Origin of the sequence: Methylobacterium organophilum (assembly GCF_022533465.1) — a bacterium.
Classification (GTDB): domain Bacteria; phylum Pseudomonadota; class Alphaproteobacteria; order Rhizobiales; family Beijerinckiaceae; genus Methylobacterium; species Methylobacterium organophilum.
This window is the reverse complement of record NZ_CP092848.1, coordinates 4,646,191-4,672,992: the sequence shown is the minus strand read 5'-3', so window position 1 is coordinate 4,672,992 and position 26,802 is coordinate 4,646,191. Positions and strand designations below refer to the sequence as shown.

Here is a 26,802-nt window from a genome sequence, read left to right as displayed (position 1 = left end):
GAAGTGCCAAGCAGCGGGCGGGTTCGAGACGGCGATGACCAACACCGACATCCTTCCCCCCACCCGGCCTGAATCGCAGCTCGTCACGATTTTCGGCGGCTCCGGCTTCCTCGGGCGCCACGTGGTGCGGGCGCTGGCCAAGCGCGGCTACCGGATCCGCGTCGCCGTGCGCCGGCCGGATCTCGCCCTGTTCCTGCAGCCCCTCGGCAAGGTCGGCCAGATCGTCGCGGTGCAGGCCAACCTGCGCTATCCCGAATCGATCCGCCGGGCGGTCGAGCATTCGGACGTGGTGATCAACCTCGTCGGCATCCTGCAGCAGAGCGGCGGCCAGAGCTTCGACCGGGTGCAGACCCAGGGCGCCGGCGAGATCGCCCGGGCCGCGGCCGCCATCGGCGCGCGCATGGTGCATGTCTCGGCGCTCGGCGCCGACGCGAACTCCGCCTCCCTCTATCTCCGCTCCAAGGCGCTCGGCGAGGCCGAGGTGCTGGCCGCGCGGCCCGAGGCGGTGATCTTCCGGCCCTCCCTGGTGTTCGGCCCGGGGGACAGCTTCTTCAATCGCTTTGCCAAGCTCGGCACGATGCTGCCGGTGCTGCCGCTCGCGGGCGCGGAGACGAAGATGCAGCCGGTCTTCGTGGGCGACGTCGCCGAGGCGATCGCCCGCGCCGTCGACGGGGAGGCCAAGGCCGGCACGGTCTACGAGCTCGGCGGCCCCGAAGTGGCGTCGCTGGAGCACCTGATCCGCTACATGCTGGAAGTGACCATGCGCCGCCGCATCGTCCTTCCCCTGCCGGAGAGGGCGGCCCGCCTCCAGGCGCGGGTGCTCGAGATCGTCGACACCCTGGCCCTCGGCCTGCTGCCGGCCGATTTCAAGCTCACCCGCGACCAGGTGACGATGCTGCAGCTCGACAACGTGGTCTCGGACAAGGCCAAGGCGGAGGGCCGCACCATCGAGAGCCTCGGCATCGTGCCGACGGCGGTCGAGGCGGTGGTGCCGGGCTATCTCTGGACCTTCCGCAAGGCGGGCCAATTCGCGGAGGGCCGGGGCAATCCGTCCGAGGCCGCGGTCCCGGATACCCTCGCCTCGGAGCCGCTGGCGCCGGAATCCCAGCACCGCCCCGGCCGCGCCAGCGGCCCGGCCATCGGCCCCAACGCGACCCGGCCGAGCCAGATGGGCGCCCGCTGGGGCACGCGCGGCTGACACGACGCGCCCTGCCGCGCCGGGGGCCTGGGCAGGGGCGCATGGCGGGCGCATGATGCGCGCGCGAAGAGACCTTTCGGGAGCGAGACGATGAGTGGGCCGGGCGAGACGGCGGGACATGCCGTGTTCGACGTCGCCGAGGCGGTGGCCGGCCTGCCGGAGGCCGCCACGACCATGGTCGCCGATCACCGCTTCACCGACGACGAGGCGGCGAGCGCCCGGGTCTTCCGGGTCTACACACCGACGCCGCCGCATTACCACACCACCTGCGACGAGTATCTCTACGCCCTGTCCGGACGCTGCCTGATGAAGTTCGGGGACGAGGCGCCGGTGGAGGTGGGGCCGGGCCGGCTCGTGTTCTTCAAGCGCGGCGTGGTGCATTCGGTGCCCGAGATCCTGGAGGAGCCGATGGTGTTCCTCTCCGTCGACACCCCGCGCCGCGGCCCCCGCGACATCCAGTTCGTCGAGGACGGCACCGGCACGCCGGACAGCTTCATGCGGCAGACGGATTGAGGCGGGCGGCTCTGTTTCCGCATCGCCTTCTTCGAGAGGCCGGACAGCACCGTTCGGGGCGATGCTCTCGGGTCAGATCAGCTCCGACGCCGTGACCGGCTTCTCCTCCGCCCCCTTCTGCGCGGCGGCGCTCTGGAAGAGGCGGTCGCTCGTCAGCTTGAGGAAGTAGAAGCCGAATTCCGGGTTCTGGTAGTAGAGCTGCTTGACCTCGGAATAGGGCAGGCACAGCGCCTTGCCCGCCTCGACGCAGACCAGCGAGCCCGTGCGCAGGTTGCCCGGCGAGAGCAGGCCGAGCTCGCCCACCACCCCGCCGGCCCCGAGTTCCACCCCGACCTCGGGGATGCGGAAGCGCCCGCTCTGGATGGTGAACATCTCCGCGGCCGGATCGCCCTTCCGGAACAGCGTCTCCCCGGCCTTGAAGCGCTTCACCGTGCCGAAGGCGGCGAGCCAGTCCATGGAAAGGTCGCCGGCGGCCGCCTTCTCCACGTCGCGCACCAGCCGCACCATCTGCCAGAGCCGGAAGGTGTTGAAGGGGATCTGGATCGCCTCAGTGATCACCACCGGCATGCTGTCCGTGAGGAAGCCGTAGGTGATCATGGCGACGCTCGCGAGGATCGCCACCACGCGCAGGGGGATCATCGTGCTCATCGCCGAGGAGGCGATGGTCAGCGCCGTGCCGACATAGCCGATCGTCTCCACCCAGTTCATCGTCCAGATCATCGCGGCCCCTCATCCGGCCCCCGGCCCGGTCCGCCGGGCAGACAGCACGGATGGAAAGCACTGTCGATGCCCGGGCGACCTCAGCCGTCTCCCAGGGTGGGTTCGCCGCGCAGGAGCGCCGCCACTGCGGCGGCGGCGCGCTCGCCCTCGGCATAGGCGCCCCCGACCGTGCCCCATTGCTCCCGGGACAGGGCTTCGCCCGCGAACCAGATCCGTTCGCCCACTGGCGCGTGCAGGCGCAGGCGCGCGCCGGCATGGCCCGGCGGCGGCACCGCCCAGGAGCCGCGGGACCAGGGATCGGCCCGCCATTCCGTCACCGCCGGCACGGCGAGGTCACGGATCGCGCCGTGGCCGAGATGCGCCGCCATCACGTTGCGGGCGAGGCGGCGGGTCGCGTCGGGGCCGGCGCGCAGGGCGTCGACGGCCTCGGCACAGGCGGCGTCGAGCTCGAAATAGTGGAAGGGCGTGCCGTCGATCCGGGTGAGCAGCCCCGGAGGCCGGTGGCGCCCCCCGACCACGCTGGCCAGACGGTCGCGGCCCCGGAAGGGCGCGGAGGGCCAGTGCAGCACCGCGTGCTCGTAGATCCCGGGGCGGAAGCCGTCGATCGCGGCGCGCGGGCCGTCCGGCAGGCTCGGCTCGAAGACCACGCTCGCCCGCAGCACCATCACCGGCAGGGTCACGATCAGGGCCCTGGCCCGAAGCGTCGCCCCGTCCGCGGTCTCGACGGCGACGCCTCCGCCCGACCAGGAGACCCGGGTCGCCTCCGCCCGCAGGGCGATCGGCAATCCGTGGGCGAGGCGGGCGAGATAGGCGCCGTAGCCCCCGGCGAGGAAGTAGTTGTCGCCATATTCCATGCTCGGCCAGTCCTGCAGCGAGACCTCGCGCAGGGGCCGGCCGGAGACGAGGGCGTGGACGAGGTCGATCCGGTCGCGCCAGGGGCCGAGCACGGGGGGCACGGCGGCATCGGCCGGCCGGTCCGGCCCGGGGGCGGCGGCCCCTTGCGTCATCGCCCGGTCGGCGCGGTCGAAGGCGCGGCCGAAGGCGGCCTGCTCCGCCGGGCGCCCGAAGCGCCGCCCGACCACGAGGTGGCTGTCCTGGGGCGCCTTGCGCAGGGGCTCGCCGCGCACGAGCCCGAGGGCGACGAGCGGGTTCACCGGCCCGGCATGCAGCCAATGGGCGCCGAGATCGATCGCGTGGCCGCGCAGGGTCGTGGTCACCGCCCGGCCGCCGACCCGGTCCCGCGCCTCGAGCAAAGCCACCGCGATCCCGCGGGCGATCAGCGTCCTAGCCGCGGCGATGCCCGCCGCCCCGGCGCCGAGGACGATCACCTCGGGGGCGGCGGGCAGGGCCGCGAGGCGCGGCCGCGTGCTCGGGCGGAAACGGGTGTGAGCCGGGAGGGCAGTCTGCATCGTCGCGGGGTCGAAGGAAGGGGGCGGCCGCCGGGCCGGGTCGGCCTAGCAGCAAGCGCGTTTCGGCGACAGGCGCGTGTCGGGGCGGCCCCGGTCAGGGCGCGGCCGAGGGGTCGAAGCGCTCGACGAGGTTCGAACGGTCGCCGCCGGGCTTCGGGCTGCCGGTGAGGGTGACGATCCTGCCGTCATGGACCAGCGCCCCGAAGCCGTGGCGGGGCGTCGGCAGGGGCGCGAAGCGCTCCCAGCGGCCGGTCCTCGGGGAGAAGGCCTCGACCGCGCCATAGGTCTGCTCGCGCGATTCGCCGCCGAGCACGAAGACCTTGCCGTCGAGCACGGCCGAGGCGACGCCGCTGCGGGGGGTCGGCAGGGGCGCGGCCTCGCTCCAGGAATCGGCCTTGGGATCGTAGCTCTCGGTCGTGGCGAGATTGCCGGCCGGGTCGCCGTCCCGCCGGCCGGCCAGGGCGAGGATTCTGCCGTCCACCGCCTGCACGGCGAGGTGGTCGCGGGGCGTCCGGAGCGGCGCGGCCCGGCTCCAGCGGTCGCTCGCCGGATCGTAGACCTCGTGGGCGGGATCGTTCTTCCGGCCCGAGACGCTGCCGCCGATGACGTGGATGCCCTCGCCGAGAAGCACCGCGCCCCCCGCTGCCCGCGGGGTCGGCAGGTCCGCCCGCCTTTCCCAGGCGTTGCGCTCCGGATCGTAGGCCCAGACCTCGGGGCTGGCCTCCCAGCCGTTCACGTAGCCGCCGAAGACGTAGAGCTTCCCGCCGAAACCCGCCGCCATGGCGTGGTGGACGGGGTGGGGAAAGGGCGCGCCCTCGCGCCAGCTGTCGGCGGCGGAGTCGTAGATCAGGAGGCCCGTGGCGCCGTTGTAGTCGCCCACGACATAGGCCTTGCCGTCGAGGGCCGCCACGGCGACCTCGGAGCGGGGCGCCGGGGCCGGCGCGCCCCGGCTCCAGCCGCCGGGCTCCGCCTCGGCCGGGAGCCCCCCGAACGGAAGCCCCACGAGGACCAGCAGGAGGCGGAGACGGCGGCGCATGGGCTCTTCCCGGCGACACGGCTTGCGGACAGAGTGACACCGGACCAATCGACAACGCGCCCCGGGGTTGCGCCCGCGGGCCTCTGCGGCCAAAACCTCGGCCCGAGGGAGCGACCACGAACTGCCGGTGACGCGATGCTGTTCAAAGCCGCCGCCGCGGCCCTGCGGCAGGTGCTGTCGCCGGGCCTGCGGGCGATCCTGCTGAAGTCCCTGGCCCTGACGCTGGGGCTGCTCGTCGCCGTCTGGTTCGCCCTCACCCGCGCGATCCAGTGGTTCCAGTCGAGCCATCACATCTCCGCGGATTATCCCTTCCTCGACACGCTGGCCTTCTTCCTGGCCGGCGCCGGTTTGTTCGTGGCGCTCGCCTACGTGATGCCGGCGGTCTCGATCCTGGTAGCGGGCTTCTTCCTCGACGACGCCGCCGAGATCGTGGAGCGGGCGGATTTCCCCGGGGAGCCCACGGGCCGAGCGCTGCCCTTCGGCGCGGCGATGTTCTCGGCCCTGCGCTTCGCCGGCCTCGCCCTGGTCGTGAACCTCGTGGCCCTGATCCTCGTCTTCGTGCCGGGCGTGAACCTGATCGCCTTCTTCGGCGCCAATGCCTACCTGCTCGGCCGCGAGTATTTCGAGCTCGCCGCCAGCCGGTTCCGGCCGCTGCCGGAGGCGCGGGCCATGCGCGAGCAATTCGGCATCACGGTGATGCTGGCCGGCTGCCTGCTCGCCGGGCTGATGGTGGTGCCGATCGTCAATCTCGCCACGCCCCTGTTCGGGGTGGCCCTCATGGTCCATCTGCACAAGGGCCTGAGCCGCAAGGCGCTGCCCGCGGGGGCGACGCCGGAGCGGCTGCGCTGAGCGGCCCGGGCGGGGAGGGGCGAACGGTGGGCGAAACCTTCGACCTCCTCGTGATCGGCGGCGGCATCAACGGCACCGGCATCGCCCGCGACGCCGCCGGGCGGGGAGTGAAGGTCCTGCTCTGCGAGCAGGGGGACCTCGCCGGCTCCACCTCCTCCGCGAGCACCAAGCTGATCCATGGCGGCCTGCGCTACCTGGAGCAGTACGAGTTCCGGCTGGTGCGCGAGGCCCTGGCCGAGCGCGAGCGGCTGATGCGGCTCGCCCCTCACATCATCTGGCCCCTGCGCTTCGTGCTGCCGCATGACCGCGGCCTGCGCCCGGCCTGGATGCTGCGGATCGGGCTCTTCCTCTACGACCATCTCGCCAAGCTCGGCTCCCTGCCGGGCTCCCAGGCCGTCGGCCTGCGCGGCTTGCCCTACGGCGCGCCGCTCCAGGAGCGGCTGACCCGCGGCTTCGTCTATTCGGATTGCTGGGTCGAGGATTCCCGCCTCGTCGCCCTCAACGCCGTCGATGCCGCGGAGCGCGGCGCCGACATCCGCACCCGCACCCGCCTCGTCGCGGCAAGGCGGGAGGCAGGGGCCTGGGCCGCGGAATTGCACGACGCGGCAACCGGGCAGACCCGCCCCGTGCGGGCGCGCATCCTCGTCAACGCCGCGGGGCCCTGGGTCGGCGACCTCCTGCAGGAGACCCTCGCCCTCGCCAGCCGCGCGCATCTGCGCCTGATCAAGGGCAGCCACATCGTCGTGCCCCGCCTCTACGCGGGCGACCACGCCTACATCCTGCAGCAGCCGGACCGGCGCATCGTCTTCGCGATCCCCTACGAGCGCGACTTCACCCTGATCGGCACCACCGACGTCGCCCATGACGGCGCCCCCGGCCCGGTGGCGATCGCCCCGGAGGAGACGGCCTATCTCTGCGCCTGCATCGACCGCTCCTTCGCCCGGCAGGTCCGGCCGGAGGACGTGGTCTGGAGCTATTCGGGCCTGCGCCCGCTCTACGACGACGCGGCGGCCGACGCCTCCACGGTGACGCGGGACTACGTGCTCGACCTCTCCGACCGGGACGGCCGCCTGCCGGTGCTCTCGGTCTTCGGCGGCAAGATCACGACCTATCGCCGGCTCGCCGAGCACGCCCTCGCGAAGCTCGAACCCCACCTGCCCGGCCTCGCCCCGGCCTGGACCGCGACGGCGCCCCTGCCGGGGGGCGACCTCGGCACGGATTTCGAGACCTTCCTGGCCGAGCTACGGCGGGACTATCCCTTCCTGCCGGAGGAGACCGCCCGCCGCCTCGCCCGCGCCTATGGCAGCCGCGCGCGGCGCATCCTCGGCTCCGCCCGTTCGCTCGCCGACCTCGGCGCGGCCTTCGACGGCGGCCTGAGCGCGGCGGAGGTCGAATACCTGCGCCGCCACGAATGGGCGCGCACCGCCGAGGACATCCTCTGGCGCCGCTCCAAGCTCGGCCTGCGCACCGGCGCCGGGAGCCGGGCGCGGCTGGAATCCCATCTCGCGGCGGAACCGGCCCCGGCCTGAGCGGCGATCCGGGCGAGACAGGGCAGGTCGGAAGGAGGAGACGCCATGGGCCGTTACGTCGGGGCGATCGACCAGGGCACCACCAGCACCCGCTTCATGGTGTTCGACCGGGAGGCGCGCGTGGTGGCGCGGGCCCAGGAAGAGCATGCGCAGATCTACCCGGCCCCCGGCCATGTCGAGCACGACCCGCAGGAGATCTGGCGCAAGACCGTCCAGGTGATGGGGCAGGCCCTGGAGGAGGGCGGCCTCGCCCCCGCCGACCTCGCCGCGATCGGCATCACCAACCAGCGCGAGACCACGCTGATCTGGGACCGGCGCACGGGAAAGCCCCTGCACAACGCCCTGGTCTGGCAGGACACCCGCAACGACCGGCTGGTCGCCGCCTTCGCCCGGGAGGGCGGGCGCGACCGCTTCCGGGCGGTGACCGGCCTGCCCCTGGCGAGCTACTTCTCCGGGCTCAAGCTGCGCTGGCTCCTCGACCACGTGGAGGGCGCCCGCGAACGGGCGGAGGCCGGCGAGGTCCTGTTCGGCACGATCGATTCCTGGCTGGTCTGGAATCTCACCGGCGGCCCGGAGGGCGGGCGCCACCTCACCGACGTGACCAATGCCAGCCGCACGCAGCTCATGGCCCTCGACCGGCTCGCCTGGGATGCGGGCATGCTCGACGTCTTCGGCATCCCGGAGGCGATGCTGCCGGAGATCGTGCCCTCGAGCGGCTGGCTCGGCGAGACGACCACGCCGTTCCCCGGCGTGCCGATCGCGGGCATCCTCGGCGACCAGCAGGCCGCCCTGTTCGGGCAGACCTGCTTCCGCCCGGGCGAGGCCAAGAACACCTACGGCACCGGCTGCTTCGCCCTCATGAACACAGGCCCGGCGCCCGTGCCCTCCAAGGCCGGGCTGGTCACGACCGTCGGCTACAAGCTCGACGGGCAGGATCCGGTCTACGCCCTCGAAGGCTCCATCGCGATCACCGGCGCCCTGGTGCAGTGGCTGCGCGACAATCTCGGCCTGATCCGCGAGAGCGCGGAGATCGAGCGGCTGGCCGCCTCGGTCACGGACAATGGCGGCGTCTATTTCGTGCCGGCCTTTTCCGGCCTCTACGCGCCGCATTGGTGCGAGAGCGCCCGGGGGCTGATCATCGGGCTCACCCGCTACGCCCATCGCGGGCACATCGCCCGGGCCTGCCTGGAGGCGACGGCCTTCCAGACCCACGAGGTGCTGGAGGCGATGGCGGCGGATTCCGGGATCCCCGTGACGGAGCTGCGCGCCGATGGCGGCATGGTCGTCAACGACGCGCTGATGCAGTTCCAGTCCGACATCCTCGGCGTCGCCGTGGTGCGGCCGAAGGTGAGCGAGACCACGGCGCTCGGGGCCGCCTATGCCGCGGGGCTCGCCACCGGCACCTGGAAGGGCCTCGACGACCTCGTGCGCAACTGGAGCGTCGAACGGCGCTGGGCGCCCGGCATGGCGCAGGAGGAGCGCCGCCGCCTGCGCGCCGGCTGGGACCGGGCGGTCAGACGCTCCTTCGACTGGGCGGACGAGGTCTGACGGCCCCGCTCAGGGGAGGGGCGCGCGCTGCAGCGCCTCCTCCGCCGCGACCGCGCGGCATTCCTCCGGCCCGATCGCGCCGAGGGGATGCCGGACGCGGATCGCCCGGGTCGGCTCGTGCAAGCGCATCACCAGAACCACCGTCTCCACATCCGGGCAGCCGGGCTCGGCGCAGGCGATCTCGCTGACCGAGAGGGCGTCCTCCGGCCCGAGGGCGAGGAGGGGGGCGAGCAGCGCCTTCACCCGCGCGGCCTCGGCCGCCCGCCCGGCGCTGCGGGCGCGCCAGGCCCCGAGGCTGAGGAACCCGCTCACGCCGCCGCGCGGCGCCAGGCGGGGAAGGGATCGGGCAGGCCGCGATAGGCCGCCGGGTCGAAGCGCTTCGGCGCGGCCGGGCCGACGAGGCAGGCCTCGAGCGCGGCGGTGATCGCCGCCCGGTCCATGTCCCGCCCGATGAAGACCAGTTCCTGGCGCCGGTCGCCCCAGACCTCGCTCCAGACCGAATGAAGCTTCTCGCGGAAGATGCCTTCCTCCGGCCAGCGCGCCTTGGGCACGGCGGCCCACCAGAAGCCCATGGCGCCGACCCGCGCCACCGCGCCGGCCAGCGAGAACTCCCCGACCCAGTCCGGGCGCGTGGCCAGCCAGAAATGCCCCTTGGCCCGGATCAGCCCCGGCCAGGTCGCGTTCACGAAGGCCGAGAACTTTTCCGGGTCGAAGGGCCGGCGGGCCCGGTAGACGAAGGAGGAGATCCCGTATTCCTCCGTCTCCGGCACGTGCGCGTGGGCGCCATAGAGCTCCTTGAACCAGAGCGGATGCTCCTGCGCCTTCTCCTCGTCGAACAGCCCGGTCTCGAGGATATCGGCGATGGCGACCTGCCCGTGGGAGGTCTCGATGACGCGCGCGTCGCCGTTCAGGCCCCGCACCACCGAGCGCACCAGGGAGAGCTGCTCGGGCCCGACATCGCCGGCCTTGTTGATCACCACCACGTCGGCGAACTCGATCTGCTCGACGAGGAGATCGACCAGGGTGCGCTCGTCCTGCTCCCCGGCGGTCTCGCCGCGCTCGCGCAGGAAATCGTTCGAGCCGTAATCCTTGAGCAGGTTCACCGCGTCGACCACGGTCACCATCGTGTCGAGCCGGGCGATGTCGGAGAGGGAGCGGTCCTCCTCGTCGCGGAAGGAGAAGGTCGAGGCGATGGGCAGCGGCTCGGCGATGCCGGTGCCCTCGATCAGCAGCGTGTCGAAGCGGCCTTCCTCGGCGAGCCGGCGCACCTCCGCGAGCAGGTCGTCGCGCAGGGTGCAGCAGATGCAGCCATTGGTCATCTCCACGAGCGTCTCGTCGGTGCGGGACAGGTTGGCGCCGCCCTCGCGCACCAGGTCGGCGTCGATGTTCACCTCGCTCATGTCGTTGACGATCACCGCGACGCGCCGGCCCTCGCGGTTGTTGAGCACGTGGTTGAGGAGCGTCGTCTTGCCGGCCCCGAGGAAGCCGGACAGGACGGTGACGGGAAGGCGCTTGTCGGGAGCGGGCATGGGTATCGGGATCGTTTCTCGGGAAATGATGTAACTTTATAACATTGCTAAGGCGCTCGCCTGTCAAGCCGCGGTCTCCCGAAAACGGCGGAGCGAGGCCCGGCAAGGGTCGACTTCGCCGCCGAACCGTCCGAAAACGCCGCCGCGTCTTGGAAACCGGCCGGCTTCCCGGCGCGTAGACGGGGCGGGGCAGAACAAGGACGAGGACGTGCGACCCTGGCGCGAGGGACCGCGCGATCGGCGCGGCTACCATCACGGCAACCTCAAGGAGGCGCTGATCGAGGCCGCGCGCCGCTTCATCGCCGAGCGCGGGGTCGGCGGCTTCACCCTGGTCGACGCGGCCCGCCTCGTCGGCGTGACGCCGGCCGCCCTCTACCGCCATTTCCGGGGCCGTGAGGCTCTGCTGGAGGAGGTCGCCGGCCGCGGCTTCGCCGACCTCGCCGACCGCCTCGCCCGGGCCGTCTCGGGCCGCGGCACGCCGCTGGAGCGCTTCACCCGCATGGGCGAGGCCTATCTCGCCTTCGCGGAGGAGGAGCCGGGCTACTACGCGGCGATCTTCGACACCCGCAGCCTCGCCGCCGCCCCGGCGGGGGAGCGGCCGAACCCCTTCGATCTCCTGGTCGACGCCCTGCGCAGCACCTTCCCCGAGGGCTTCGGCGGGGTCGATCCCCGCTTCGTGGCCCTCGAAGTCTGGGCGCTCTCGCACGGCCTCGCCACGCTCGCCGCCGCCGGCCGCCTGCCGAAGGGCGGCCCCGACAAGTACGAGCTGCTCCGGGCCGGTGTGCTGGCGCTGGTGCACGGGGCGGGGGGAGCGGCGGGCCATCGCCGCGCACCGCCCGGAGCGGAGAGCCCTGCGCCGCCGGCGGCCTGATCCTTCGGCAGGACAGCACCGCGCACGACCGGATCGCAGGTGCGAGCCGTCTAACGGGATCGCGGGAGCGGCTTCAGCGTGATGAAACGGGCGGGGTTGGGGCCCGAGTCGGCATCGACCTGCCAGACGGTCCGGACATTCGCGACCGAACCATCTGGGCACGGGAGCGGCCCCTCGAAATGGTAGCGGTGCCCAAACGGCGTCGGATAGGTGCGGGTCAGCGTGTGCGGAGTCGGATGGGCCGCCAGCGCCGCCATCAGCGAGACCGGATCGTCGACCGTGAAGCCGATGCTGAGGAGGAAGGCGCATTTGTCGCCGCCTTCGGCGTGGTCCGGATCGAGGAGATAGCGCCTGACCTTGTGGTCATCGACACGGAACTGCTCCGGATAAGCGACGAAGCCACTCACTCGTCGATGCGCTCGACCAGCGCGAGCGCTTGCGGCGCGCACAGGGCCAGGGCCTCGACCGGGCGCACGAATTCCACGTCGAAGCCCAGGCCGCCGCGCCAGACGGCGACGACGGTTCCTGTGCTGCCGGCGGGCACGACTTCGCCGTCCTCGCCCTGCACGTCGACGAGCGCGCGCACGCGGTCCAGCTCGCGAAAGAGCGGGCGGCCCGGCGCGCGCTCCGCGGCAGGGCGACGGTCAACCACCAATGAGAACGTTCGCTCCGGCATCGCGCGACTGTGCGCCTGCCCGCATCCACGGGCAAGATCCCGAATTCGTTCAGCGACGCGGTCGCCGAACGGAAGCTCCGGCGACGCCCCGCCCGAAAAACACGAGCCCCCCACCCTTGAAAGCGGGGAAACGGCCCCGCATGTGAATGTCGTTCACATTCACATCGGAGCCTTCAAGCCGTGAACACGTCCACCACCTCTCCATGGGGCGCGTGCCGCAGTCGCGGCGGCCCCTTCCCGCGCCGTTCCCTCGAGATCGCCACGATCGTCGTCGGGTTCATCTACGCCTGGCCGCTCGCGGTCGCCTATGTCGCCTGGAAGATCGCGGGCTACCCGGCCCTCGACCAGATACGGGACTTCGCCCGCACGGGCTCCTGGGGCGCGGCCGGCAACGGCGCTTCCCGTTTCGCCCAGGCCTTCGAGGCCGCCCGGAATGCCGGCCCCACCGGCAACTGGGCCTTCGACGAATACCGCAAGGCCGAGCTCGAGCGCCTCGAGGCCCGTCGCCGGGCGCTCGCGGAGGAAAGCCGTGCCTTCGCCGAGTTCGTCGAGGAACTGAAGCGGGCCAAGGACCGCGAGCAGTTCGACGCCTTCATGGCCAAGCGCCGCGGCAGCGAGGGCAGCGGCCCGACCATCGACGCCTGATCCGGCCGTCCCGGCGCGGAACGGCATCCGTCAGACAGCGACGCCTCTCCGGACCCGTCCGGGGAGGCGTTGCCGTTTCGTTTGCGGCAACCCTTCGTTCACTGTACGTTTCGTACAGACAAGGGGGGTGCGGTCACTTCCGACCGGGACGAGGAAGGGCCGAGGGCCGTGACGCAGGAAATCCGCATCCTCGGCATCGATCCGGGCCTGCGCCGGACCGGCTGGGGCCTCATCACCGCCAAGGGCACCAAGCTCGCCTATCTGGCCTGCGGCGTCGTCACCTCCGACGGGGACCTGCCGCTGGCCCTGCGCCTGCGCGAGCTGCACGAGGGCATCACCCGCATCGTCGAGGCGCATGCGCCGGACGAGGTCGCGGTGGAGGAGACCTTCGTCAACAAGGACGCGCAGGCGACGCTGAAGCTCGGCCATGCCCGCGCCATCGCCCTGCTGGTGCCGGCGCTCGCGGGCCTGCCGGTCTCGGAATACGCGGCCAACCTCATCAAGAAGTCGGTGGCGGGCTCGGGCCATGCCGACAAGGGACAGATCCAGGCGATGGTGAAGTTCCTGCTGCCCAAGGCCGAGTTCCGCCTCGCCGACGCGGCGGATGCCCTCGCCATCGCCGTCACCCACGCCCATCACCGGGGCCATCAGCGCCTGAAGTCCCGCCACGGCGCCGCCGCGGGCTACGAGGGGCCGGCGGCCGCCCGCATCGCCGCGGCCCTGGCGCGGCAGGGCGGCTGATCAACCGCTCACCCGCAGGAGCACCTTGCCCACCGCCTCGCGCCGCGTGAGGAGGCCGAGGGCCTCCGCGTAGTCGGCGAGCGGCAGCACGCCGTGCACCGTCGCCCGCAGCTTGCCCTCCGCCGCCCAGGCCACGAGCTGCGCCTGGTTCGACCGGTGCCGCTCCGGCTCGCGCTGGACGAAGGCGCCCCAATGCACCCCCTGCACGTCGATGCCCTTGAGCATGATCACGTTGAGGGGAAATTTCGGAATCGCGCCGGCGGCGAAGCCGATCACGAGGTAGCGCCCCTTCCAGCCGAGGGAGCGGAGCGCGGCCTCCGCGTCGTCGCCGCCCACCGCATCGTAGATCACGTCGATGCCGCTCTCGCCGCCGAGGCGGCGCAGGGCCTCGCGCAGGTTCTCCGCCTTGTAGTCGACGCCCTCGTCGGCCCCGTGCGCCCGGGCGATGTCGAGCTTGGCCGGGGAGGAGGCGCAGGCGATCACCCGCGCGCCCATGATCTTACCGATCTCGACCGCGGCGAGCCCAACGCCGCCGGAGGCGCCGAGCACGGCCAGCGTCTCGCCGGGCCGCATCCGGGCGCGGTCGGCCAGGGCGTGCAGGGTGGTGCCGTAGGTGATGGTGAGGCCGGCCGCCTTCTCGTCGCTGAGGGCGTCGGGGACCGGCGTCAGCCGTTCGGCCGGGACGGTGACGCGTTCCCGGGCCGTGCCGTGGCTCGCATGCACGATCACCCGATCGCCGACCCGCACGCCCTGCGCGCCGGGACCCAGGGCCTCGACCACGCCGCAGGCCTCGCCGCCGGGCGAGAAGGGCAATTCCGGCTTCACCTGGTAGCGGCCGGCGATGATCAGCGTGTCGAAGAAGTTGAGCGCCGCGACCCGCACCCGCACCAGGGCCTCCCCGGGACCGGGCACGGGATCGGGCAGGGTCTCGATCGACAGCTCCTCCGGCCCGCCGAGCCGCGTGCACATCAACGCCTTCATGCCGTCTCCTCCTTCAGGCGGTCATGCCTGCAGGCGATGGCGGGACGCAAGGCCGACGAAGGACGGGGAGGGGACCGTCAGGACCGCTCATAGGTGCCGGTGAGCAGCCCCCTGGCGATCACGTTGCCCGCCATCGCCTCCAGGAGCGCGCCGCGGCCGGGGGAGGCGGGGAGGCCGGCGGTGCGGGCGAGCGCGAAGACCTGGAACAGGTAGCGGTGCGGACCGTGGCCGGGGGGCGGATCCGGCGGCAGCCAGGCCTCCTTCTGGAAGGAGTTGCGGCCGAGATCGTGCCGCTTGCCCGGCCCCGCCGGGCCGGGGAAGTCGCCCTCGGCGATCGTCTCGGTCAGGGGCGGCAGGTTCCAGGCGATCAGGTGGACGAGGGGGTTGATCGCCGGGGCGTCGGGATCCTCGACAAGGAGCACCAGCGCCGCGGCCTCCCTCGGGAGATTCGTGATAGCGAGCGGCGGGGACAGGCCCTCGCCGTCCGCGGTGAAGCGGGCCGGGATCGGCGCGCCGTCGGCGAAGGCCGGGCTTCCGACGCCGATCGTGGCCGGCACCTCGGGGAAGGCGGCGTGGAAGGCGGCCTTGTCGGCGCCCGCCTTCACGCCGGCCAGGGCCTCGCCCACGGCATGGGGCAGTTTCTCGAGCATCCGCGCCTCCCTCGTTCCGGTCGAGGGAGCAACGGCGCCGCGGCGGGCGGGTTCGTGGGCGGGCCTCAGGCGGGGCGTTCGGCCGCAATCATGTAGTTCACGCCCGTGTCCCGGCTCCGGCGCCAGCCGTCGTTGAGGGGGTTGTAGACGACCCCGGTCGTGTCGGTGACGGTGAGCCCCCCGGCTTCCACCGCCCGGCGCAGCTCGTCGGGCGTGACGAATTTTTCCCAGTCATGGGTGCCTCTGGGCAGCCAGCGCAGCAGATATTCCGCCCCGACGATGGCCAGGGCGAAGGAGCGCAGGGTCCGGTTGAGGGTGGCGGAGAAGAACAGCCCGCCGGGCTTCACCGCGGCGCAGGCGGCGCCCACGAAGGCCGGCATGTCGACGACGTGCTCCACCACTTCCATGGCGAGCACGATGTCGAAGCGCTCGCCGGCCGCCACCACCGACTCGATGGTCTGTCCCCGGTAATCGACGGCCACCCCCTCGGCCTCCGCATGGGCGCGGGCGACCTCGATATTGGTGGCGGCCGGATCGAGGCCCGTCACCGTCGCGCCGAGCCGGGCCAGGGGCTCGGAGAGCACGCCGCCGCCGCAGCCGACATCCACGAGGCTCAGGCCCTCGAGGGGGAAGGGCACCCTCGGATCGCGCCCGAAATGGGCGCAGGCCGCGTCGCGGATATAGGCGAGGCGCACGGGGTTGAAGCGGTGCAGCACCCGCATCGGGCCGGTCTCGTCCCACCAATCCCGCGCGATCGCCTCGAAGCGCGCCACCTCTTCCTGGTCGACCGAGGCACCCATCCGCCGCAACCCTCATCCGCCCCGGGCACCTGAACCGGCCCCGGCCCTCGCATTGACACGTCCGAGGCGCCCTTGTACCCGCCGGGCACCTCCCCGGTACAGACGCTGCATTCCGGTCCCACAGGCCCGGCGGCGTCGACCTTCGACGGTGCGAGACGGATAGCGACGCGGACGCGACATGCCCCGTTTGGTGATGAAATTCGGCGGCACCTCCGTCGCGAACGTCGACCGCATCCGCAACGTGGCGCGCCACGTCGCCCGCGAGGTCGCGGCCGGCTACGAGGTGGCGGTGGTGGTCTCGGCCATGTCCGGCAAGACCAACGAGCTGGTCGGCTGGGTCAAGGACGCCAACGCCCTCTACGACGAGGCCGAGTACGACACGGTCGTCGCCTCGGGCGAGCAGGTGACCTCGGGTCTGCTCGCCATCGCCCTGCAGAAGGACGGCATCAAGGCCCGCTCCTGGCAGGGCTGGCAGATCCCGATCGAGACCTCCGACGCCCACGGCTCGGCCCGCATCGCGGCGATCGACCCGAAGAATCTCGACGAGGGCTTCGCCCGGGGCGAGGTCGCGGTGATCTCCGGCTTCCAGGGCGTGCACCTGCCCACCGGCCGGATCGCGACACTGGGTCGCGGCGGCTCGGACACGAGCGCCGTCGCCATCGCCGCCGCCATCGGCGCGGAGCGCTGCGACATCTACACGGACGTGGACGGCGTCTATACCACGGATCCGCGGGTGGTGCCGAAGGCCCGGCGCATGGAGCGCGTGACCTTCGAGGAGATGCTGGAGATGGCCTCGCTGGGCGCCAAGGTGCTCCAGGTCCGCTCCGTGGAGCTCGCCATGGTCCACCGCGTGCCGACGACCGTGCGCTCCTCCTTCGATCCCCCCGATGCCGCGCGGCCGGGCACCCTCATCTGCGACGAGGATCAAATCGTGGAACAGCAGATCATCACCGGGATCGCCTTCTCGAAGGACGAGGCGCAGATCACGCTCCGCTCCGTGAAGGACAGTCCCGGCATCGCCGCGGCGATCTTCGGCCCGCTGGCGGATGCCAACATCAACGTCGACATGATCATCCAGACCGTGTCCGGCGACCAGTCGACCACGGACATGACCTTCACCGTGCCGGCGGCCGATTACGAGCGCTCCCGCGCCATCCTCGACGCCCAGCACGACATCATCCAGTTCGGCCAGATCGAGGGCGCCACCGACGTGGTGAAGGTCTCGGCGATCGGCGTCGGCATGCGCTCGCATGCGGGCGTGGCGGCCAAGGCCTTCCGGGCGCTCGCCCAGAAGGGCATCAACATCCGCGCGATCACGACCTCGGAGATCAAGTTCTCCGTGCTGATCGATGCCGCCTACACGGAGCTTGCCGTTCGCACGCTCCACTCGCTATACGGCCTCGACCAGGCCTGACCGTTCCCGCCGCACGTCATCCCTCGTCTGAGTACACGCGAGGGTTGCGTAGGCCGTCCCGAATGGACCACAGATGCCCGCTGCGCCCGGAGGCCCGCGCCTGCTGCTGCGCCGCCTTCGCGAAGCGATGGCGGAGCCGGTCAGCCCGCAGCAGCGTCTCGACCGCATCGTCGTCCTGATCGCGGCGAACGTGATCGCCGAGGTCTGCTCGGTCTATGTGCTGCGCGACGACCAGACGCTCGAACTCTTCGCCACCGAGGGCCTCAACCGCGAGGCGGTGCATCTCACGCGCATGCGGGCGGATGAGGGCCTCGTCGGCCTGATCGCCCGCACCGCCGAGCCGCTCTCCCTCTCCGACGCCCAGTCGCACCCGGACTTCTCCTACCGGCCGGAGACGGGCGAGGAGATCTACCACGCCTTCCTCGGCGTGCCGCTCCTGCGGGCGGGCAACACGCTCGGCGTGCTCGTCGTCCAGAACAAGACCTACCGCGTCTATTCCGAGGAGGAGATCGAGGCGCTCCAGACCACCGCCATGGTGCTCTCGGAGATGATCGCCTCGGGCGAGCTGCAGGCGCTGGCCCCCGGCGCCGGCTCGGCGGCGCGGCGCCCGGTGAGCCAGCGCGGCGTGGCCTTGGCCGACGGCATCGGGCTCGGCCACGTGGTGCTGCACGAGCCGCGCATCGTCGTGAAGACGCTGATCGCCGAGAACGTGGAGCGCGAGGTCGAGCGCCTGGAGGCGGCGATCGAGGAGGTGCGCTCGGCGATCGACGCGCTGGTGGAGAACGGCGACGGCGTCGGCTCGGGGGAATCCCGGGAGGTGCTTGAGACCGTGCGCATGTTCGCCCACGACAAGGGCTGGCTGCGCCGGATGCGCGAGGCGGTGCAGTCGGGCCTGACCGCCGAGGCCGCGGTCGAGCGCGTCCAGTCGGACAACCGCGCCCGCATGCTGCGCCAGAGCGATCCCTATCTGCGCGACCGCCTGCACGACCTCGACGACCTCGCCAACCGCCTGCTGCGCCGCCTCGTCGGGCAGGAGGGCGGGGGCGCCGCCGGCGCGATGCCGGAGAACGCGATCCTGGTCGCCCGCTCCATGGGGCCGGCCGCGCTCCTCGACTACGACCGCGCCCGCCTGCGCGGCGTGGTGCTGGAGGAGGGCGGCCCGACCAGCCACATCGCCATCGTGGCCCGGGCGCTGGGCATCCCGGCGGTGGGCGAGATCGCCAACGCCACGGCGCTCTGCGATTCCGGCGACGCCATCATCGTCGACGGCGTGACCGGGGAGATCCAGGTCCGCCCGACGCCGGAGGTCGAGGCCTCCTATGCCGAGATGGTGCGCCTGCGCGCCCGGCGGCAGGAGCAGTACCGCGCCCTGCGCTCGGTCCCGGCCCAGACCCGCGACGGCGTGCGGGTCGGCCTCAACCTCAATGCCGGGCTCCTGGTCGACCTGACCCATCTGCACGAGACCGGGGCGGAGGGCATCGGCCTGTTCCGCACGGAGCTGCAATTCATGGTCGCCGAGCGCATGCCCTCGGCCGCCGAGCAGCAGACGCTCTACGAGCAGGTCTTCGCCGCGACCGGGGACCTGCCGGTCACCATCCGCACCCTGGACATCGGCGGCGACAAGATCCTCCCCTACATGCCGGCGCTGGAGGAAGAGAACCCGGCCCTGGGCTGGCGGGCGATCCGCATCGGCCTCGACCGGCCCGCCCTGCTGCGGGTGCAGCTGCGCGCCCTCCTCAAGGCCGCGGCCGGCCGCCCGCTCAAGATCATGTTCCCCATGGTGGCGACCGTGGAGGAATTCACCCGGGCCCGGGAGATCGTCGAGCGCGAGAAGGCGCATCTGCGCCGCCACGGCTACGTGCTGCCGAGCGACTGCCAGCTCGGCGCCATGATCGAGGTGCCCTCGCTGCTGTTCCAGATCGACGAGATCGCCCGCGAGGCGGATTTCCTCTCGGTCGGCTCCAACGACCTGATGCAGTTCCTCTTCGCCGTCGACCGGGAGAACCGGCGCGTGGCCGACCGCTTCGACCCGCTCTGCGGCGCGGCGATGCGGGCCTTCCGGCTGATCGCCGAGCGCGCGGCGGCGGTCGGCTGCCCGGTCACGGTCTGCGGCGAGATCGGGGGGCGGCCCCTGGAGGCCATGGCCCTGATCGGGCTCGGCTTCCGCAATCTCTCGATGTCGCCGGCCGCGATCGGCCCGGTGAAGGCCATGGTGCTCTCGATCGAGGCCAAGGCCGTCGCCGACGTCATCGACGACGAGCTGAAGAAGGCGACCGACGGCGCCTCCCTGCGGCCCGCGCTCACCGCCTTCGCGAAGGCCAACGGCGTGCCTATCTAGCTGTTCTCGAAGCCCTTGCCGTCCCGCGCCCGTGAAGGCGGCCCGCGGCCGAGAGGCCGGCGGCCCTGCTCCGCGGTGCGGCCGGCTTCCCCTGCGATCACGTTGCGAGTACCGACCGGGCGATGACCCCCCTTCCTCCAGAGCGCCTCGACGCCATCCTGGCGCGGCACGACATCGCCACCGCCACCCTCGCCTCGGGCGCCACCGATTCCGAGAGCGTCGTCGCCCTGTCCCGCGAGCTCGCCGAGCTCGACGGCGTGGTCGCGGCGATCCGCGCCTATCGCGCCGCCGCCGAGAACCTCGCCGGCATCGAGGCGCTGATCGACGAGGCCGGGGGCGATCCCGAGATGCGGGCGCTCGCCGCCGACGAGAAGCCCGAGGCCGAGGCCGCCCTGGAGCAGGCCCACCGCGCCCTGCAGCTGATGCTGCTGCCCAAGGACGCCGCCGACGAGAAGAGCGCGATCCTCGAGATCCGCGCCGGCACCGGCGGCGACGAGGCCGCCCTCTTCGCCGGCGACCTCTTCCGGATGTACGCCAAATACGCCGAGTCGAAGGGCTGGAAGGTCGAGGTGATGTCCGAGAGCGAGGGCACCGTCGGCGGCTTCCGCGAGGTCGTGGCCGAGGTGAAGGGGAGGGGCGTCTTCTCCCGCCTCAAGTTCGAGAGCGGGGCGCATCGCGTCCAGCGGGTGCCCGAGACGGAGACGCAGGGACGCATCCACACCTCCGCCGCCACCGTGGCCGTGCTGCCCGAGGCGGAGGAGGTCGACATCGTCATCAACGAGGCCGACCTGAAGATCGACACCATGCGGGCCCAGGGTGCCGGCGGCCAGCACGTCAACAAGACGGAATCGGCGATCCGCATCACCCACGTGCCGAGCGGCGTCGTGGTCTTCGTCCAGGAGGAGCGCTCCCAGCACAAGAACCGCGCCCGGGCCATGTCGCTCCTGCGGGCGAAGCTGTTCGACGCCGAGCGCAACGCCAAGGATTCCGCCCGCGCCGCCGACCGCAGGGCCCAGGTCGGCTCCGGCGACCGCTCGGAGCGCATCCGCACCTACAATTTCCCCCAGGGCCGGGTGACCGACCACCGCATCAACCTGACCCTCTACAAGCTCGAGGAGGTGATGGCCGGGACCGCCCTCGACGAAGTGATCGACGCCCTCGTCACCGAGCATCAGGCGGAGCTGCTCGCCGCGGAGGGAATGGCGTGACCCGCCAGGCGCGATGAGCCCGGATTTCGCCCCCGGAGAGCCGCGCCGGGACGCCCTGCGCACCGCCCATCGCCTGTTCGCGGAGGCCGGGATCGGGGAGGCGCGCTCGGATGCCCGCTTCCTCCTGCTCCACACCCTCGGCCTGACCATGACCGACCTGGCGCTCCGGGGCGAGGCGCCCCTGGGCGAGGAGGGCGCGCGTGCCCTCACCATCGCCGTCGCCCGGCGGCTGTCCGGGGAGCCGGTGGCCCGCATCCTCGGCGCCTGGGAGTTCTGGGGCCTGCCCTTCGCCCTCTCCCCCGAGACCCTGGTGCCCCGGCCCGACACCGAGACGCTGGTCGAGGCCGCCCTCGCTTGCGCGCCGGAGCGGGACGCGCCCCTGCGCCTCCTCGATCTCGGCACCGGCTCGGGCTGCATCCTGATCGCCCTGCTGCACGAGCGGCCGGCGGCGATGGGCCTCGGCCTCGACCGCTCCGAGGGGGCGCTGCGCGCCGCGCGGGGGAACGCCGTCGCCAACGGCGTGGCCGGGCGCGCCCTGTTCCTGCGCGGGAATTGGTGCGCGCCGGTCGCCGGCCCCTTCGACCTGATCGTCTCGAACCCGCCCTACATCGCCGCGGGCGCGATTCCCGGGCTGTCCTGGGAGGTGCGCGGCCACGATCCCCTGGCCGCCCTCGACGGGGGCGCGGACGGGCTCGACGCCTACCGCGCCATCCTGGCGGCCTGTGCCCGCCACCCGGGCCTGCTCGCGCCCGGGGGCGCCGTTCTGTTCGAGGTCGGGTACGACCAGGCCGACGCCGTGCTGGCGCTCGGCGCGGCGAGCGGCCTGCCGGAGGGCGATGTGGTGCGCGACCTCGCCGGGCATCGCCGGGTCGTCATGCTTCGGCCATCCTCGGCGGCCAGATAAGTCCCGGCAAAGCCCCGAGCGCACAGCTTTCGCGCTCGGGAAATGGAAAAAAAGCTTGTTGCGAGGTCGCCCAGCGACTAACTAGAGGACAGCAGACTGCGAACGGTCCGTTAAGTCGGGTCGCGGTAGGGTCAAGGAAAGCTGATCCTCCCCGTTCGTTGGGTCTCCTCAGCCGTCGGGTGTTCGAGCGCGATTGTCCGCGATCCGGCCCGCTGGTTCCGAACCTGACAGTCCTACGTGCCTGACCGCCCGCCCTTCACCAGCGGGTCGAGGCGCAGACCGGATGGAACGACGTCGCGCACACCGCTGAACGATCGACGATGGACGAGCGCCCGGCCGCCGATGCGGTCTGGAAGGCCGCCCTTGCACCACGCTTCTCGAGACGAGTGAGGGTCATTCGAGACCGATGAGACCAAACCAGAATAGACGGATGCGCGGCCGCAACCGGCCGAAGGGCCCCAATCCGCTGACCCGGTCCTACGAATCCAACGGCCCCGATGTGAAGATCCGCGGCACGGCCCAGCACATCGCCGACAAGTACGCCCAACTCGCCCGCGACGCGCTGGCGAGCGGCGATCCGGTCGCCGCCGAGAACTACTTCCAGCACGGCGAGCACTATTTCCGCATCATCACCAGCGCCCAGGACCAGAACCGTCCGCAGACCGCGCAGGGCTATGCCCGCCACGGCTTCGACGAGGACGAGGAGGGCGACGAGGAGATGCAGGGCAACGGCCAGGGCGAGCAGGGCCGCCAGGGCTACGGCCAGTACGGCAACGACGACTACGCCGATCCCGGCCAGGCCCCGCAGCCCTACGAGCGGCACGATTTCGAGAACCGGCAGGCCCGCAACGATGGCCGCCAGGATCGACAGGACCGGCCGGAGCGCCGCGACGACCGGCGGGACGACCGCCGCGACCGCTTCCAGAACCGGAACGAGCGCAACCCGCGCTTCGACGGCCCGCGCCAGGATTACCGCCAGGACTACAACCGGGGCGAGCAGCCGCGGCAGGAGTTCCGCGGGGAGCGCGGCGACCAGGGCCGCGACCAGAACCGCCAGGACTACAACCGCGGCGAAGGCCGGCCGGAGCGTCAGGACCGGCAGGATCGCCAGGACTACCCGCGGCAGGACCAGCCGCGCCGCGAGCCGCGCGAGGCCGCCCGCGCCGAGAACGGCCGCGGCGACTACGTCCGGAACGAGGCGCCCCGGGAGGCCCCGCGCAGCGAGGCGCCGGCCCGCGCCGAGGGCGCCCCGGCGCCCGCGCGCCGCGAGCGCAAGCGCCCCGAGCCGGTCGCGGCCGTGGCCGAGGACAGCAACGCCCTGCCGGCCTTCCTGATGACGGCGACCCGCAATCCGCAGCCGGCGGCTCCGGTCGCGGAGGCCCCCGTCGAGGAGAAGCGCGAAGCCGCCGCGCCCGAGGCGGCGCCGCCCGCCGCCGCCGAAGAGGCGCCCGCGCCGAAGCCGCGCCGCCGCCGCACCCGCTACAAGGCGGCCGAGGAGGGGTCGGACGCCCCCGCGGACGCGTCCGCCGCCGAGTAACCGGCGCCCTCACCCGCGAATCCGGGGCCGCCTCCGCGAGGGGGCGGCCCTTTCGTTTGCGCGGGACACGTTCCTTCCCGCGCGGATTCGGTCTAAACCGCCGCCGCCCCGCGCGGGCCAACCTCCCCGACACCCGCTTACCTGCCTCGTTCGCAGGAGTGAGCAAGGAGCACGACGATGCCCATCCTGACCTTTCCCGACGGCAATGCCCGCAGCTACGACGCGGGGGTGACCGGCCGGACCGTGGTGGAGGGCATCGCCAAGTCGCTCGCCAAGCGCACCGTCGCCATGGCCCTCGACGGCACGGTGCACGACCTCGACGATCCGATCACCCGGGACGCGGCCATCGAGTTCCTCGGCCGCGACGACCCGCGCGCCCTCGAGCTGATCCGCCACGATTGCGCGCACGTGCTGGCGGAGGCCGTGCAGGCGCTCTGGCCCGGCACGCAGGTGACGATCGGCCCGGTGATCGAGAACGGGTTCTATTACGACTTCGCCCGCGACGAGCCCTTCACGCCGGAGGATTTCCCGGCGATCGAGGCGAAGATGCGCGAGATCATCGCCCGCGACGCCCCCTTCACCAAGGAGGTCTGGGCGCGCGACGACGTGCGCCGGCTCTTCGCCGACAAGGGCGAGGCCTACAAGGTCGAGCTCGTCGACGCGATTCCCGCGGGCGAGGATCTGAAGATCTACCGCCAGGGCGACTGGTTCGACCTCTGCCGCGGCCCGCACATGACCTCCACGGGCAAGGTCGGCACGGCCTTCAAGCTGATGAAGGTCGCCGGCGCCTATTGGCGGGGCGATGCCAACAACCCGATGCTGACCCGCATCTACGGCACGGCCTGGGCCACGAAGGAGGACCTCGACGCCTATCTCCACCGCCTGGAGGAGGCCGAGCGCCGCGACCACCGCCGGCTCGGCCGGGAGATGGATCTGTTCCACTTCCAGGAGGAGGGGCCGGGCGTCGTCTTCTGGCACGCCAAGGGCTGGAGCGTGTTCCAGAACCTGATCGCCTATATGCGCCGGCGCCTGAAGGGCGACTATGCCGAGGTGAATGCGCCGCAGATCCTCGACAAGGCCCTGTGGGAGACCTCGGGCCATTGGGGCTGGTACCGCGAGAACATGTTCGCCGCCCAGTCGGCCGGCGAGGAGGCCGAGGACAAGCGCGTCTTCGCCCTCAAGCCGATGAACTGCCCGGGCCACGTGCAGATCTTCAAGCACGGTCTGAAGTCCTACCGCGATCTTCCTCTGCGCATGGCGGAATTCGGCGCGGTCCACCGCTACGAGCCCTCGGGCGCCATGCACGGGCTGATGCGGGTGCGCGGCTTCACCCAGGACGACGCGCACATCTTCTGCACCGAGGACCAGCTCGCCGAGGAATGCCTGAAGATCAACGACCTGATCCTCTCGACCTACAGCGATTTCGGCTTCGACGAGATCCTGGTGAAGCTCTCGACGCGGCCCGAGAAGCGCGTCGGCTCGGACGCCCTGTGGGACCACGCGGAAGCCGTGATGACCCGCGTCCTCGCCCAGATCGAGGAGCAGTCCGGCGGCCGCATCAAGACCGCGATCAATCCCGGCGAGGGCGCCTTCTACGGCCCGAAATTCGAGTACGTGCTGCGCGACGCCATCGGCCGCGACTGGCAATGCGGCACCACGCAGGTCGATTTCAACCTGCCGGAGCGGTTCGGCGCCTTCTACGTGGATGCCGACAGCCAGAAGAAGCCGCCGGTGATGGTCCACCGCGCCATCTGCGGCTCGATGGAGCGCTTCACCGGCATCCTGATCGAGCATTTCGCCGGGCATTTCCCGCTCTGGCTGGCGCCGGTCCAGGTGGTGGTCGCCACCATCACCCACGAGGCGGACGACTACGCCCGCGAGGTGGTGCGCACGCTGGAACGCGCCGGCCTACGGGTCGAGGCGGACCTGCGCAACGAGAAGATCAATTACAAGGTCCGCGAGCATTCGCTGGCCAAGGTGCCGGTGCTGCTGGCGCTCGGCCGCCGCGAGGCGGAGGAGCGCACGGTCTCGATCCGCCGCCTCGGCAGCCAGAAGACCACGACCCTGTCCCTCACGGCGGCCCGCGACGCCTTCGTGGCGGAGGCGACCTCCCCGGATCTGCGCCGGGCGGAGGCGATCCTCGACGCCGTGCCCTCCGAGGAGGCGGTGCTCGATTCCCATCACGGGGAGCACGCCGCGCCCTGAGGCGGGGTTCGGTCGATCAGACTTCGTCTCCTATCCCCCGCGTGGAGATAGGAGCGGACCGGCTCGACCCGTTCCGATCAGCCGCGCCTCCCCCCGCCATCGCCCGCTCCAGCTCGGAAAACACCCGCGGGTCGGCGCATTGGGCCACGTTGAAGCGCAGGTGGTCGCCCGCGCCCTGACTCAGGCTGAACACGTTGCCCGGCGCCAGCACGACCCCGCGGGCGAGGGCCCGGCGGGAGATCGCGGCGGCGTCGAGCCCCTCCGGCAGCTTCGCCCAGACGAACATGCCGGCCTTCGGCACCAGGGGCACGCTGAGCCCCGCTTCCGTGAGGCGGGCCACGGCCCGGCCGCGGGCCTCGGCCAGCCGCGCCCGGATCGCGTCGAGATGGTGCCGGTAATGGCCGTCGGCGAGGAAGCGGTGGATCAGGGCGGCGTTGAGCCGTCCGCTGCTGAGGCTCACCGCGAGCTTGAGATCGACGAGCCGCTCGACCCAGTCCGGCCGCAGGGCGATCACGCCGATGCGGGCGGCGGCCGAGAGCGTCTTCGAGAAGCCGCCGATATGGATCACCCGTTCCAGCCCGTCGAAGCCGGCGAGCCGCGGCCCCGGCTCGGTCTCGAAATCGGCATAGACGTCGTCCTCGACGATCAGGGTGTCGTGGGCCTCGGCGAGCTTGAGGACGCGATGGACCGCCGCCGGGGTCAGGGAGGCGCCGGTCGGGTTATGGAGGCCGGAATTGGTCAGGTAGAAGCGCGGGCGATGCGCGGCCAGCGCCTGTTCCAGGGCGGCGAGATCCGGCCCACCCGCCCCGAAGGGCACGCCCACCACCTTGACCCGATGCGCCCGCAACAGGGCGTGGAAGTTGAAGTAGCAGGGATCGTCCACCAGCACGGTGTCGCCGGGATCGAGCAGGAAGCGGCCGATCAGGTCGAGGGCCTGCGTCGTCGAATCGGTGAGCACGATCTGGTCGGGATGGGCCGGGATGCCCCGCTCGGACAGGCGCAGCGCCAGGTGCTGGCGCAGGGGCGGAAGACCCTGGGGCGCGTCGTAATCGGTCAGGCCCGAGCCGCGCTCGCGGCCGACCTGGCGCAGGGCCCGGCGCAGATCCGCGTCGGGCATCCAGTCCGGGGGCAGCCAGCCGCAGCCGGGCTTCAGCATCGCGGCGCCCGCCTCCAGGGATTGCCGGGCGATCCAGAGCGGATCGACCTCCCGGTCGAGGCGCGGCCCGATCGAGGCGAGGCAGAGCGGCTGCGCCCGGCTCGCCACATAGAAGCCGGAGCCGGGGCGCGAGACGATGCTGCCCTGGGCGAGCAGGCGGTCATAGGCCTCGACCACGGTGGATTTCGAGACGCCCATGCTCTCGGCCAGGCCCCGGATCGAGGGCAGCTTGGCGCCGGGCGAGAGGGCGCGCCCGCTGATGCGGGCCTCGATGGCGGCCATCACCGCCTCGACGCGGGTGAGGCCCTCCTCCGGCCGCAGGCGCTCCGGGATCGGCTGGTCCAT

At 72.1% G+C, this 26,802-nt stretch carries 25 protein-coding genes; 14 read left to right on the top strand and 11 right to left on the bottom strand.

Translation table 11 applies throughout. The features are described 5' to 3' along the window. Nucleotides 1–34: 34 nt before the first annotated feature. Both MMB17_RS22065 and MMB17_RS22060 read left to right on the top strand, forming a co-directional pair. Nucleotides 35–1,198, top strand: coding sequence for a complex I NDUFA9 subunit family protein (locus tag MMB17_RS22065; protein WP_238310556.1), 1,164 nt, complete (start codon nucleotides 35–37; stop codon nucleotides 1,196–1,198). A 90-nt stretch (nucleotides 1,199–1,288) separates the two neighbouring features. Beyond that, on the top strand, nucleotides 1,289–1,711 hold the full coding sequence (locus MMB17_RS22060; protein ID WP_241100288.1) for a cupin domain-containing protein: 423 nt from the start codon (nucleotides 1,289–1,291) through the stop codon (nucleotides 1,709–1,711). Between the two features lie 72 nt (nucleotides 1,712–1,783). On the opposite strand, the gene MMB17_RS22055 is transcribed toward MMB17_RS22060, so the two are convergent. The 3 genes from MMB17_RS22055 to MMB17_RS22045 form a co-directional block, all read right to left on the bottom strand. Continuing rightward, entirely contained in the window at nucleotides 1,784–2,419 is a 636-nt protein-coding gene (locus MMB17_RS22055; RefSeq protein ID WP_238310904.1) for a Crp/Fnr family transcriptional regulator, read from the bottom strand. A 92-nt stretch (nucleotides 2,420–2,511) separates the two neighbouring features. After that, entirely contained in the window at nucleotides 2,512–3,840 is a 1,329-nt protein-coding gene (locus tag MMB17_RS22050; protein WP_241100287.1) for a flavin monoamine oxidase family protein, read from the bottom strand. A gap of 94 nt (nucleotides 3,841–3,934) precedes the next feature. Further along, complete coding sequence (locus tag MMB17_RS22045) at nucleotides 3,935–4,876, bottom strand: Kelch repeat-containing protein (protein WP_241100286.1); 942 nt, start codon at nucleotides 4,874–4,876, stop codon at nucleotides 3,935–3,937. A 135-nt stretch (nucleotides 4,877–5,011) separates the two neighbouring features. Here MMB17_RS22045 and MMB17_RS22040 point away from each other — a divergent pair, with 135 nt between their 5' ends. Genes MMB17_RS22040 through glpK form a run of 3 tightly spaced genes read left to right on the top strand, consistent with a single transcriptional unit; the run spans nucleotide 5,012 to nucleotide 8,802 of the window. Next, on the top strand, nucleotides 5,012–5,725 hold the full coding sequence (locus tag MMB17_RS22040; protein ID WP_238310560.1) for a sulfate transporter family protein: 714 nt from the start codon (nucleotides 5,012–5,014) through the stop codon (nucleotides 5,723–5,725). Nucleotides 5,726–5,751: 26 nt separating this feature from the next. Further along, a complete protein-coding gene (gene glpD / locus MMB17_RS22035) occupies nucleotides 5,752–7,254 on the top strand; it encodes a glycerol-3-phosphate dehydrogenase (protein WP_241100285.1) in 1,503 nt (500 codons plus the stop codon). 45 nt (nucleotides 7,255–7,299) lie between these two features. Further along, nucleotides 7,300–8,802 (top strand): glycerol kinase GlpK, encoded by a 1,503-nt coding sequence (gene glpK / locus MMB17_RS22030; RefSeq protein ID WP_241100284.1) that lies wholly within the window; start codon nucleotides 7,300–7,302, stop codon nucleotides 8,800–8,802. A gap of 9 nt (nucleotides 8,803–8,811) precedes the next feature. Here glpK and MMB17_RS22025 read toward each other — a convergent pair whose 3' ends face one another. Further along, a complete protein-coding gene (locus MMB17_RS22025) occupies nucleotides 8,812–9,114 on the bottom strand; it encodes a hypothetical protein (RefSeq protein ID WP_238310563.1) in 303 nt (100 codons plus the stop codon). Further along, a complete protein-coding gene (gene zigA, locus MMB17_RS22020; protein WP_241100283.1) occupies nucleotides 9,111–10,331 on the bottom strand; it encodes a zinc metallochaperone GTPase ZigA in 1,221 nt (406 codons plus the stop codon). The genes MMB17_RS22025 and zigA overlap by 4 nt, the downstream gene beginning before the upstream one ends. A gap of 208 nt (nucleotides 10,332–10,539) precedes the next feature. Between zigA and MMB17_RS22015 the strand changes: the two genes are divergently transcribed. After that, on the top strand, nucleotides 10,540–11,202 hold the full coding sequence (locus MMB17_RS22015) for a TetR/AcrR family transcriptional regulator (RefSeq protein ID WP_241100282.1): 663 nt from the start codon (nucleotides 10,540–10,542) through the stop codon (nucleotides 11,200–11,202). Between the two features lie 50 nt (nucleotides 11,203–11,252). Here MMB17_RS22015 and MMB17_RS22010 read toward each other — a convergent pair whose 3' ends face one another. Continuing rightward, on the bottom strand, nucleotides 11,253–11,609 hold the full coding sequence (locus MMB17_RS22010; protein WP_241100281.1) for a DUF6883 domain-containing protein: 357 nt from the start codon (nucleotides 11,607–11,609) through the stop codon (nucleotides 11,253–11,255). Next, nucleotides 11,606–11,788, bottom strand: a complete 183-nt coding sequence (locus tag MMB17_RS22005; RefSeq protein WP_241100280.1) for a hypothetical protein — start codon at nucleotides 11,786–11,788, stop codon at nucleotides 11,606–11,608. Before MMB17_RS22005 ends, MMB17_RS22010 begins: the two co-directional genes overlap by 4 nt. A gap of 270 nt (nucleotides 11,789–12,058) precedes the next feature. Here MMB17_RS22005 and MMB17_RS22000 point away from each other — a divergent pair, with 270 nt between their 5' ends. Beyond that, a complete protein-coding gene (locus MMB17_RS22000; RefSeq protein WP_241100279.1) occupies nucleotides 12,059–12,523 on the top strand; it encodes a DUF2852 domain-containing protein in 465 nt (154 codons plus the stop codon). A 168-nt stretch (nucleotides 12,524–12,691) separates the two neighbouring features. Next, complete coding sequence (gene ruvC, locus MMB17_RS21995) at nucleotides 12,692–13,264, top strand: crossover junction endodeoxyribonuclease RuvC (RefSeq protein WP_238310568.1); 573 nt, start codon at nucleotides 12,692–12,694, stop codon at nucleotides 13,262–13,264. Here the strand turns inward: ruvC and MMB17_RS21990 are convergent, their stop codons facing one another. From MMB17_RS21990 to ubiG, 3 genes are all read right to left on the bottom strand, one after another. Then, nucleotides 13,265–14,245: an NADPH:quinone oxidoreductase family protein gene (locus MMB17_RS21990; protein ID WP_241100278.1), complete on the bottom strand. Its 981-nt coding sequence runs from the start codon at nucleotides 14,243–14,245 to the stop codon at nucleotides 13,265–13,267. 77 nt (nucleotides 14,246–14,322) lie between these two features. Next, nucleotides 14,323–14,895 (bottom strand): YbhB/YbcL family Raf kinase inhibitor-like protein, encoded by a 573-nt coding sequence (locus MMB17_RS21985; RefSeq protein ID WP_241100277.1) that lies wholly within the window; start codon nucleotides 14,893–14,895, stop codon nucleotides 14,323–14,325. A 65-nt stretch (nucleotides 14,896–14,960) separates the two neighbouring features. Then, entirely contained in the window at nucleotides 14,961–15,695 is a 735-nt protein-coding gene (ubiG, locus tag MMB17_RS21980) for a bifunctional 2-polyprenyl-6-hydroxyphenol methylase/3-demethylubiquinol 3-O-methyltransferase UbiG (RefSeq protein WP_241100276.1), read from the bottom strand. Nucleotides 15,696–15,873: 178 nt separating this feature from the next. Here ubiG and MMB17_RS21975 point away from each other — a divergent pair, with 178 nt between their 5' ends. The 6 genes from MMB17_RS21975 to thrS all read left to right on the top strand — a co-directional run bounded on the left by MMB17_RS21975 (nucleotide 15,874) and on the right by thrS (nucleotide 25,301). Further along, nucleotides 15,874–17,109 carry an aspartate kinase gene (locus tag MMB17_RS21975; protein WP_241100275.1) on the top strand — a complete coding sequence of 412 codons (1,236 nt, stop codon included), beginning with the start codon at nucleotides 15,874–15,876 and terminating at the stop codon, nucleotides 17,107–17,109. A gap of 73 nt (nucleotides 17,110–17,182) precedes the next feature. Next, nucleotides 17,183–19,447: a phosphoenolpyruvate--protein phosphotransferase gene (gene ptsP, locus MMB17_RS21970; protein WP_241100274.1), complete on the top strand. Its 2,265-nt coding sequence runs from the start codon at nucleotides 17,183–17,185 to the stop codon at nucleotides 19,445–19,447. Nucleotides 19,448–19,569: 122 nt separating this feature from the next. Then, nucleotides 19,570–20,655, top strand: coding sequence for a peptide chain release factor 1 (gene prfA, locus MMB17_RS21965; RefSeq protein ID WP_241100273.1), 1,086 nt, complete (start codon nucleotides 19,570–19,572; stop codon nucleotides 20,653–20,655). A 13-nt stretch (nucleotides 20,656–20,668) separates the two neighbouring features. Beyond that, entirely contained in the window at nucleotides 20,669–21,559 is an 891-nt protein-coding gene (gene prmC / locus MMB17_RS21960) for a peptide chain release factor N(5)-glutamine methyltransferase (protein ID WP_241100272.1), read from the top strand. Nucleotides 21,560–21,989: 430 nt separating this feature from the next. After that, nucleotides 21,990–23,096, top strand: a complete 1,107-nt coding sequence (locus MMB17_RS21955; protein WP_238310576.1) for a DUF4167 domain-containing protein — start codon at nucleotides 21,990–21,992, stop codon at nucleotides 23,094–23,096. 177 nt (nucleotides 23,097–23,273) lie between these two features. Beyond that, nucleotides 23,274–25,301 carry a threonine--tRNA ligase gene (thrS, locus tag MMB17_RS21950; RefSeq protein ID WP_241100271.1) on the top strand — a complete coding sequence of 676 codons (2,028 nt, stop codon included), beginning with the start codon at nucleotides 23,274–23,276 and terminating at the stop codon, nucleotides 25,299–25,301. 16 nt (nucleotides 25,302–25,317) lie between these two features. Here thrS and MMB17_RS21945 read toward each other — a convergent pair whose 3' ends face one another. Then, on the bottom strand, nucleotides 25,318–26,802 hold the full coding sequence (locus MMB17_RS21945) for an aminotransferase-like domain-containing protein (protein ID WP_241100270.1): 1,485 nt from the start codon (nucleotides 26,800–26,802) through the stop codon (nucleotides 25,318–25,320).